This window comes from Actinosynnema sp. NPDC023658 (genome assembly GCF_040639995.1).
In the GTDB taxonomy this organism is placed as follows: Bacteria; Actinomycetota; Actinomycetes; order Mycobacteriales; family Pseudonocardiaceae; genus Actinosynnema.
Genome location: NZ_JBFAAX010001012.1, coordinates 1 through 1938, shown reverse-complemented (window position 1 = coordinate 1938; position 1938 = coordinate 1). Strand labels below are relative to the sequence as shown.

Annotated in this window: 1 protein-coding gene; it reads left to right on the top strand. The window is 74.3% G+C overall.

Going from position 1 to position 1938, the window contains the following annotated elements:
* On the top strand, positions 1-1881 hold a 1881-nt coding region (locus AB0G02_RS37485; protein ID WP_360804444.1), incomplete at its 5' end, for a tetratricopeptide repeat protein.
* Between the last annotated feature and the right edge of the window lie 57 nt (positions 1882-1938).

Sequence of the window (1938 nt, the reverse complement as noted above, 5' to 3'; positions counted from 1 at the left end):
GGTGACGACCGGGTCCGGGCCGAGCCGGAGGCGGCCACCGAGGTCGCCCGGCTGTGCGCGTGCCTCCCGCTCGCGCTGCGGGTCGCGGCGGCGAACCTGGCCGGCCGGCCCACGCGCACCAACACCGAGTACGTGGCCGAGCTGCGCCGGGGCAACCTGCTGGGCAAGCTCGCCGCGGGCTACGAGTCGCGCACGGCGGTCCGGGCGGCGTTCGACCTGTCCTACCGCACGCTGCCGGACGCGCTGCGCAGGCTCTTCCGGCTGCTGGGGCTCGCGCCCGGCCCGGAGCTGACCGTCCCGCTGGCGGCCCAGCTGGCCGACGTGGACGACGAGGAAGCCGAACGGCTGCTCAACGGACTGGCGGACGCGCACCTGGTCGAGCCGCTGGGCGTGGGCCGGTTCCGGTTCCACGACCTGCTGCGGCTCTACGCCGCCGAACGCGCCGACGTCGAGGACACCGAGGCCGACCGGGAACGCGCGCTGCGCCGGCTGTACGACTGGTACCTGCACACGGCCAACGCCGCACAGCGCATGTGCTGCCCGTGGTTCATCCACATCCCGCTGCCGGAGCCGATCCAGCCGGAGCGGACCGGGTCGTTCGCCGAACCGCAGCAGGCGTTGGCGTGGCTCAAGGCCGAGCGGCCGAACCTGGTGGCGATGATCGTGCGCGCCGCCGACGGACCGCTGCGGCCCTACAGCTGGCTGCTCGCGGACACCCTCGTCGGCTACTTCTCCATCGACCGCCACTACGACGACTGGCTCGTCACCGCGCGCGCCGCGCTGCACGCGGCGACGGGGCACGGCGACACGTACGCGTCCGGGGTCACGGAACTGGGCATGGGTCTGGTGACGGCGTACTTCCTGGCCGACAGCACCAGTGCGATCACCCACTTCCGCAGCGCGTTGCAGCACTTCAGGACGGTCGGCGCAGGCGACTTCGAGGCGGTCGCCCTCAACGCGGTGGCCATGCTGCACCTGCACAAGAACCACGGCCGGCTGGACGACGCGGTGCCGCTGCTGGAGGAGGCGCTGGCCATCGTCGAGGAGCGGGGCGTGCGGCGGGTCGTGATGGAGACCCTGCGCAACCTCGGCGTGCTGCACCACGCGCGCGGCGACCTGCGGCGCTCGGCCGACTACCTCACCCGGTCGCTGGAGGTGTGCCGGGAGGTGCCGCTGCCCAACGTCGCGCCCGACCTGCTGGCCCGCCTGGGCCTGGTGCAGTGCGAGCGCGGGCTGCTGGACGAGGCCGCGGAGAACCTGCGGCAGGGGTTGGAGATCAGCGAGCGGCTCAGCGCGATCAACCTCCAGTCGGTCGCGCACTTCGGGCTGGCGATGACGCACGCCCGCGCGTACCGGCTGGAGGACGCGGAACGGCACGCCCGGCGCTCTCTGGAGCTGTCCACCAGCGTGCAGTTCCAGGCGGTCGAGGTGAACTGCCTCAACGTGCTGGGCAACGTCGAGCACACCAGGGGCCGGGGCGGTCCGGCGTCGCGCCACTTCGTCCGCGCGCTGGCGCTGGCCCGGCAGATCGGCCACGAGCAGGCCGAGGTCGACGCCCTGATCGGGCTGGCCAAGGTCAGCCGGGACGACCACCACGCGGCCCTCGGCCACGCCGACCAGGCGCTGGCCAACGCGCGGCGCAGCGGCTTCCGGCTGCACGAGGGCCGGGCGCTGGCCGTGCTCGCGGGCGTCCACCGGCGGCTGGACGAGCAGGAGGTGGCGGAGGAGCTGGACCGGCAGGCGCGGCAGGTGTTCGCCGAGACCGGCTGCGACCCGCGGGAACCGGAGCAGTGCGACCCGCCCGAGGAGGTGTGGCGGCGCGGAGCCGAGCAGGCACGCCGGGGTCGGCGTTCGACGACCTCCGTCCTGGGCCGCGACTAGGACCCGCCGACCGCTCCTCCCGCCGACCCGCCCGACGCGTCGTCGCTCGACCGGTCC